Genomic DNA, 7,333 nt, shown 5'->3' on the forward strand with positions numbered 1-7,333 from the left:
CCGTCAGGAAGTAGGCGTTCCAGCGACGGGTCCGATTGCGGGTGCCCGTATCGGGAAGCCGGAAGAAATTGCTTGCTCCGCGTGGATCAGAAGTGTTGGGGCATCGTCTGCCATGGACTGTTCCTCATTGGTCGCCATCATCGGCGCGCGTGTTTCGCCGGTGTCGGTGCTGATCCTGCGTGCCTTCTCGTCGTCGGCCTCGATTTCGAAGCCGAGGCCGAGGCCGGCCGGATCCTGTCTTCGGAAGCTCGACCTGCTGGTGGAAAAGCCAGGATTGCTGGTGAGAAACATGTCGGTCATCGAGGGGACCTTCCCTTGGCCGCCAGCTTGGCGAGTGCGATCGAGGCGAGGCGGGCGTCGACCGAGTCAGATCTGCTGGTGAGAATGATGGGAACGCGGGCGCCGAGAACGAGGCCTGCAGCGTCCGCTCCTCCGAGATAGATGAACTGCTTGGCCAGCATGTTCCCCGCTTCGAGGTCGGGCGCGACCAGAATGTCCGCCTGCCCCGCGACAGGGGAGACGATGCCCTTCATGCGGGCGGCGGCGAGATCGACAGCATTGTCGAAGGCCAGCGGGCCGTCGACCTTGGCACCCGTGATCTGTCCCCGCGCCGCCATGATGCTGAGTGCCGCTGCGTCGAGCGTCGCGGGCATGGCGGCACTCACCGTTTCAACCGCCGCGAGAACGGCCACCTTCGGTTCGGCGATGCCGAGCACATGCAGCAGATCGATTGCATTCTGGCAGATATCGCGCTTGTGCTCGAGGGTAGGGGCGATGTTGATGGCCGCGTCGGTGACTACCACCAGCCTGGCATAGGCCGGTATGTCCAGGACATAGACATGGCTGATGCGTCTCTGCGTACGCAGGCCGGATTGGGGAGCGATCACGGCCGCCAGCAATTCGTCGGTATGGAGGCTACCCTTCATCAAGGCTGCGGCATGCCCGCTGGCGGCAAGGGCGACCGCTCGCTCCGCAGCGGCGTGGCTGTGTTCGGTGGCCTCGATGCGTATGCCCTCCAGGCTCAGGCCAGCCTGCTCGGCCACGGCCCGGATCTTGGCGTCAGGGCCAACCAGGATGGGTTCGATCAGGCCTTCGGCGCGTGCTTCGAGTGCGGCCTGGATAGCCTCCGGCTGGCAGGGATGGACCACCGCCGTGGTGAGCGGCGGCAAGGCGCGTGCTTCGCGCAGGAAGGGGGCGAACCGGTGCCGACACTGGAACGATATCTTCGGGGGTAGCGCGGATCGACGTGCCAGTCTTCCCGACGGTGCGATGACGACGGTGGTGCCGGCGAGCACTTCGCTGCCTGCCTGGTCGAGGCAGCGCGTTTCGAAGGTGACGGAGCGGTCCGCGGGGTTTTTCATCTGGACGGTTAGGGTGGCCGTTATCACGTCTCCCGCCGATACCGGGCGAAGGAATTCGAGCGTCTGGCTGCGATAGGTCGTGCCGGGGCCGGGCAATTGCGTATCCAGCACTGCCGAGATCAGGCTGGCTGCCCACATGCCGTGAATGACGGTGGGACCACGGGCATCGCCCGCCGCAATGCCGGGATCGAGATCGCCTGGGCTGAGGTGGCCCGATGCCATGGCGAGGAGCCTGATATCGTCATCGTTGACGGTTCGCGTGAGGCTGGCGGAGTTCCCGATTGCCAATTCGTCGAAGAGGCAGTTGACCAGCAGAGGCGTGGACATGATCTCGTTCATGGTTGCAGCACATGACTTCCAAGTACATCGCCGAGGAGCCGAATCCTGTCGATGAAACAGGCCGAGCGGGCGCGCCGGGATTGAGATGCCCGCGACTGGCAGGTCGAATCTAGTCGAGCCTCTCCGGTCGGCCTTGATACGGATCAAGGAGGCGGTTGCTCCGCATGCCAGAGCGTCAGAGCTGACGCGGTTAGGGCAGTGAGACCCAGTGGTCGCCTTCCTTGTGATATTTGGTTTTGACGGCTGCCCAGGCAATGCGGTGGGCTATTTCCTCGCGGCGGCGCGAGTTGCGCCGACTGTAGCCGTCCCGGGCATGGTTGAAAGCCGCGCGATAGATTTCTTGCGCGTGATGAGGCAGCCTTGCACGTTGCATCGGCGGCAGATCGTCGATTGCCGGATAGGGCATGGTCTTTCCCGTCAATCAAGGGAGCATTTCAGCGCCGCCGCATAGCCCTGTAGGCAACAAGGACGGTGAGGCACGCTCCGAGGAGAAGTCCTGCCAGCCATGCCAGCATTTTGAGATCATTGGTAAATTGGTCAACGAGGGCTTCGATCATATTGGCCTCTTGGCCTCAGGCGGCAGCTCTATCGAATGCAGCATCCGGCTGACCTGGGTGCGCGAAGCCGCCCGTGCCGAGCCTATTGGCGATGACGATGCCTTGCTGGCGCAGGACATTCCGCAACTGGACGCTGCGGGAGCGTAGTGGGGATGCGCAGCCATGCCGGCCTGGATGTTCTCAACAGCCGTTGTCACGTTCCTCTCCCTAAAGATCCTCTCTGCACTTTAGGGCCATCGGAAGGAATGGCGTTGATCTATCGCAAATGAATGTCTCTGGCCGCGCGGCCTTGGCATCCGCTTGCCTCTGAGTAGGCAGTTCAAGCCTGTGGGGTGTGTCGCTCCCCGAATTGTTCGGCTGTTCGCTTGGCTGGTACGAGATGGAGGACTCTCTCGAACAGATGGTCGTGCCCTTCGCTGCGGCCGATGTGGATGACACCGCTCTGTTTCAGGTCTTCGTGAAGGATTTGCAGGAAGCGCCGATGTGTTTCTCCCGTCACGGAGTCGAGTACTTCGTCCATGACGATCCAGGCCGGCCTGTGCAGGATGAGGCGCGCAAAAGCGAGTGCCTGCTGTTCGTCTTCATTGAGCTGGCGATCCCAGCGCCCCGGTTCGTCAAGCGCGGCCGCAAGCCCTTTCAGACCGACCCTGTCGAGAGCCGTTTCATAAGACCTCGTCTCAAAAGATTCGGCCGGAACGGGGTAGGCGAGGGCCTCGCGCAAATTCCCCGGAGGAAGGTAGGGGGTACGAGGCATGTACATGATCGCCTCTCCTTTCGGGCGTACGATCCTGCCCGATCCCCATGACCAGAGCCCTGCCAGGGCGCGGAAGAGCAGGGTCTTGCCGCTGCGCCGCTCTCCGACAATCGCCACCTTCTCGCCAGCCTCGACGGTGGTGCTTTCTTCCCGCAGCCGCGTGCTTCCGTCGGGAACGAAGACGCAAAGACGATCCAGGCGGTAATGTCCCGGTTCGCCTTCGGTCAGTTGAATCTGATCGACGCCATCTCGCTCCGTATCGTCCCGTACCGCTGCTCGTCGAAAGGTTGAGACCCGCAGCAATGTCGCACGCCAATCCGCGATCACGCTGAAATTGTCGACAAACCAGCGTAGCGAGGATTGGACCTGGTTGAACGCGCCGACTGTCACCATCAGCCCACCGAATGACAGGGAGCCGGAAAAATACGCGGGTGCTGCCACCCCAACCGGAGCTACCAGTGCAGTCCAGCCATAACCTGATGTGATCCAGGTGAGCCTCGTCTGGCCCCATGCCAGCCTTCTCATAGCGGCCAGGACCTTGGCCAGATCGATCGTTATCCGGCGTCTCTCGTCGGGCTCGCCATTCGCCAGGGTGATCGCATCGATGTGCTCGCTGACACGCATCAGTCCATAGCGCAGATCCGCCTCTCGGCTATAGCGTTCGGCATTCAGGCCGACCAGCGGCCGGCCTACCAGATAGCTTAGCAGGGAGGCCGAGCCGGCATAGAAAACTGCCGCCCATACCAGGTAACCGGGCACGGTCAAGGTGGTCGCGCCCAGGTGAAAGACAAAGCCGTTCGACAACGCCCAAAGGATGCTGACGAAGCTGAAAAGCAGTACCGAGGCTTGCAGCAAGCCGATGCCCAGGTCTGTCGAGAGTTCCGTCAGGTGGCGTGCATCCTCATGCATGCGCTGGTCGGGATTAATCCCGATCGGGCGCGTAGAGAGCCGAAAAGCTCGTCCCGGTTTCATCCATTGCTCGACAAGGTCGTGAACAAGGCCCTCGCGCAGCTTGATTTTTATCGATTGATTTAACCAGGCTTGCGCAACATTCATCACAAGCAGAGCGATGGCAATTTGCGCAAAGCGGAAGAGTTGATTGATGAATTCCTGCCAATCCTTTCGCGCCAGGGCATCATAGAAGGGCTGGTTCCACTCGTTGAGCTTGATCTGGCCATAGGTGGTCAGGGCGATGACCACCACAATCGCGAAAGTCAGTGCTGCAAAGTTTGTCCGGATCGGTGATACCCAGAATGCACGCAGCATCACGCCAAGCTCGGGCATCAAGGCTGCCTGCGCGTCGTCGACAGGCTTGAGGGCGGCTTCACCGATTGCGACGGCCATGGGCAACACCTCCAGGACAGCCAGGAAATCGTCCGTTCACATTGTGCTGATCATGGGAACACGATTTTGGCGGGGCGCCCCTTGATCTTGCTCAAGGAAGGTGGCTGTCGCGACGACCATGTTGCAAACTCTTCAGATAGCGGTTTTCCGTCTGGAGCTGTCTTCACTTCTGGGAAGTGCACCATGTCGAAGGCCATCACTCCGAGTGCTCTGCGCTGCCGGTAATGGGAGCGCAAGTATCTGGCTAACCACCTGAGCCTGTGCAGCGTTTCAGTCAATAAAAGCAAGAATTCTTAGAGCGGAATGCAGTCGACTTGCCGCTCATGTCGTAATCCGTCGTATGAAAATCGCGGTTTCGAGCAGTGTAGCGTACAATGGCGTACGCCTTGGTTGCCGGCCCCCGCAACCAATTCTGTCATAAGTCACTCGCCATCTGGGTCTGACCGCCCAGATGGCGTTTTGCGTTCGGGATACGCTCCTAGCAACGAGATTGCTTCGACATAGAAGTTCGAGTCTCTTCCGATGCGCCAAATTCCGCCGATTCCCTCTATTGCCGCCGATAACCGCCGAAACTGCGCCCACGCAATGCGCGTGAGACGGTCCTTGCGCGAAAAAGGATAGAAACGGCGGTGTTCGGCGGTGAAAAAGTTCGAAACGCTTCCGGTCGACCGGTCGATTTTTGACCCTGCGCAGACGTGGCTTATGGGGCTTTGACCGACGCTATGCGCCCTCATCCCGGCCGGTCGAAGACTTGTCCCGCATCGCCAATAGCGGACGTTGGGTCCGACTAATCGAACTTTCAGAACTGACGTGATTGCCAAGGCACTACCGGTGGAAGCCATCCCTCATAAGGACTGCGGCACAGAGAGTCGGTCACACGCGGCGCGTGTTCCGCACAAGTAGAGTACCGACTTGGCTCGGGACATGCCCACATAAAAGCCTTCGTCGTCGCTTTGCAGATGAAGGCGTGTTCCGATTTCGACTTGTATGCAGGTGGCCGATCGATACCACCGGCGGATTTCGACACCGCCGCAATCACCTGATACCGCGTCGGCTGGGCGGACCACTTTCTTCATGGCAAATGGTGCTGTCGGTGTTCATGACGTGGATGGCTGGTAGCGGAATGCAGCCGCGGGGTGTGTTTGTTTCAGTCGTGCGTGTCCTCGGCCGAACAATTTTTCACGCAGCGTACCAGCGCGATAGCCGCGCTTGTACGCTGCGTGAAAAATTGGGTGGTCACCCACGTCTGCACGCCAGCCATCCTGCAGCACTTTTTCGTCATGGGATTTGATCTGCGATCTCGCGGCTGGGTCGTTCGTCGACGGCTATCGACCTGGGAAGAGGTCAAGGACGAGTATTTTGCCAGCTACTCGTGTTGATTGTGTTGTAAACTTTTCGGTAAGCAATGTGCGGCATGAGCGCCTCCGACCGCTGGAGTACGTTTTATGTTCAAGGGCCGCCATTTTGATAGCTCGGTGATCCTACTTTGCGTGCGCTGGTACCTGGCATACGGCCTGGGCCTGCGCGACTTGAAGGAGATGATGGCGGAACGTGGCATCGGTGTCGATCACTCGACGATCCACCGCTGGGTCGTTCGCTTTTCACCGCTGTTGCTGGAGCGGTTCAACCTGCGAAAGCGCACAGTCACCGGGAAGTGGCATGTTGATGAGACGCACATCAAGGTTCGCGGCCGTTGGATGTATCTGTATCGCGCGATCGACAGCGTCAGCGACACTGTCGAATTCCACCTCAGCGAGCACCGCGATCTGATGGCCGCCAAGCGCTTCATCCGCACGGCATTGAAGCGTCACGGCAGACCCGAGCGCATCGTCATCGATGGAAGCTAGACCAACCGGCAGGTCATTATCGCCTGTGATAGTGAAAGCCGACTGCGAAGCGAGGCACGGTTGGAGCTGAAGGCTATCGGCATTGGCAACAGCCAATGTCTCGACAACCGCATCGAGCAAGATCACCGTCGCATCAAGCGACGGATCCGGTCGATGCTTGGCTTCAAATCAATGGCCTGTGCGGTGATGATCACGTCTGGCATCGAGATGGTTCATATGATGCGCAAACGACAAGCGAGCTTCTGCAATTAACTCGTCAACCTCTCGCCGTCGCAGTGGAAGTCATCGGGCAGGGTGGAGAACTCCTGTCTGAGGAAGCGCCATTTGTAGGGAGAGCTCTTGTGAGGCGCCGAGCGGAATTTGCTGCTGGGCGTTGCGCAGCTAGGCGCGCACTCAGAAAATTAGGGGGTCCTTGCGGAAAGATACCAAGAGGAGATTTGGGCGAGCCGGTATGGCCTTCGGGATACGACGGTTCGATCAGCCATGATGGGGACTTCGCAGCAGCAATTGCTTATTCCCGCGAAACTGCCGTCACAGCGCTATCGATCGATCTAATAGATACCTCGGACTTAGCGCGATATTGGGAGGTTTTGCACCTTATCCGGGCTTCGAGTGAATCTCGCAATCTAGCTTACGATTTGAGATCTGCGGCGCTGTTGTTTGGCGCGAAAGAAGCCGCAATTAAACTTATATCACCTCGCTTGAAATGCCTCGTGGGGTTTGAGGAACTTGTGGCTTCTCGGGTAGATGGTGGATTCGAGGTAATATATATACATAACTGCATTTGTATTTGGATTCATACGTTTGAGGTCGATAAAGTGATTGTATCGCTTGGAAGATGCGATTTATGAGATCTATTTTTGAATTCGTTGTAAGTATATTGTGATTATAATCTACCTTAGGCGATGCAATCGCCGTGCGTGTTTCGGAAAAGTCCAGGCATAATTTCCGATAATCTCCAGGCACTGTTTCGGCAATTCCCGGACAGCTTCGGGTGGCGGTGTAGCGGTTGGTTCGTAAGCGTCTGGCGAGCCGCCGGGCGCAGACGGCGGCACGCCTGCTCGAAACCGCCGAGAGCCTGGAAGCCGCCTCCCAGACCATCCGGTCGCGCCAGTCCGGCAAGGGAGCCGT

At 59.1% G+C, this 7,333-nt stretch carries 6 protein-coding genes and 1 pseudogene; 3 read left to right on the top strand and 4 right to left on the bottom strand.

The genetic code is table 11. The features are described 5' to 3' along the window. Nucleotides 1-3: 3 nt before the first annotated feature. The 3 genes from BA190_RS08945 to BA190_RS08955 all read right to left on the bottom strand — a co-directional run bounded on the left by BA190_RS08945 (nt 4) and on the right by BA190_RS08955 (nt 2,106). Nucleotides 4-300: a hypothetical protein gene (locus BA190_RS08945; RefSeq protein WP_068285283.1), complete on the bottom strand. Its 297-nt coding sequence runs from the start codon at nt 298-300 to the stop codon at nt 4-6. Then, the gene (locus BA190_RS08950; RefSeq protein WP_068285363.1) at nt 297-1,688 is read right to left on the bottom strand and encodes a bifunctional enoyl-CoA hydratase/phosphate acetyltransferase; all 1,392 of its coding nucleotides are present in this window, start codon (nt 1,686-1,688) and stop codon (nt 297-299) included. Before BA190_RS08950 ends, BA190_RS08945 begins: the two co-directional genes overlap by 4 nt. 202 nt (nt 1,689-1,890) lie before the next feature. Then, a complete protein-coding gene (locus BA190_RS08955; RefSeq protein WP_068285284.1) occupies nt 1,891-2,106 on the bottom strand; it encodes a ChaB family protein in 216 nt (71 codons plus the stop codon). On the opposite strand from BA190_RS08955, the gene BA190_RS08960 reads away from it, so the two are divergent. Further along, nucleotides 2,105-2,404, top strand: coding sequence for a hypothetical protein (locus BA190_RS08960; protein WP_068285285.1), 300 nt, complete (start codon nt 2,105-2,107; stop codon nt 2,402-2,404). The two genes, BA190_RS08955 and BA190_RS08960, sit on opposite strands and share 2 nt — an antisense overlap. Before the next feature lie 172 nt (nt 2,405-2,576). On the opposite strand, the gene BA190_RS08965 is transcribed toward BA190_RS08960, so the two are convergent. Further along, nucleotides 2,577-4,355 carry an ABC transporter ATP-binding protein/permease gene (locus BA190_RS08965; RefSeq protein WP_068285286.1) on the bottom strand — a complete coding sequence of 593 codons (1,779 nt, stop codon included), beginning with the start codon at nt 4,353-4,355 and terminating at the stop codon, nt 2,577-2,579. Nucleotides 4,356-5,800: 1,445 nt separating this feature from the next. On the opposite strand from BA190_RS08965, the pseudogene BA190_RS08970 reads away from it, so the two are divergent. Continuing rightward, nucleotides 5,801-6,454, top strand: a pseudogene (locus BA190_RS08970) (IS6 family transposase). A 23-nt stretch (nt 6,455-6,477) separates the two neighbouring features. Continuing rightward, nucleotides 6,478-7,053 carry a hypothetical protein gene (locus BA190_RS37195; RefSeq protein ID WP_162275075.1) on the top strand — a complete coding sequence of 192 codons (576 nt, stop codon included), beginning with the start codon at nt 6,478-6,480 and terminating at the stop codon, nt 7,051-7,053. Nucleotides 7,054-7,333 lie beyond the last annotated feature (280 nt).

Origin of the sequence: Labrys sp. WJW (assembly GCF_001676615.1) — a bacterium.
In the GTDB taxonomy this organism is placed as follows: Bacteria; Pseudomonadota; Alphaproteobacteria; order Rhizobiales; family Labraceae; genus Labrys; species Labrys sedimenti.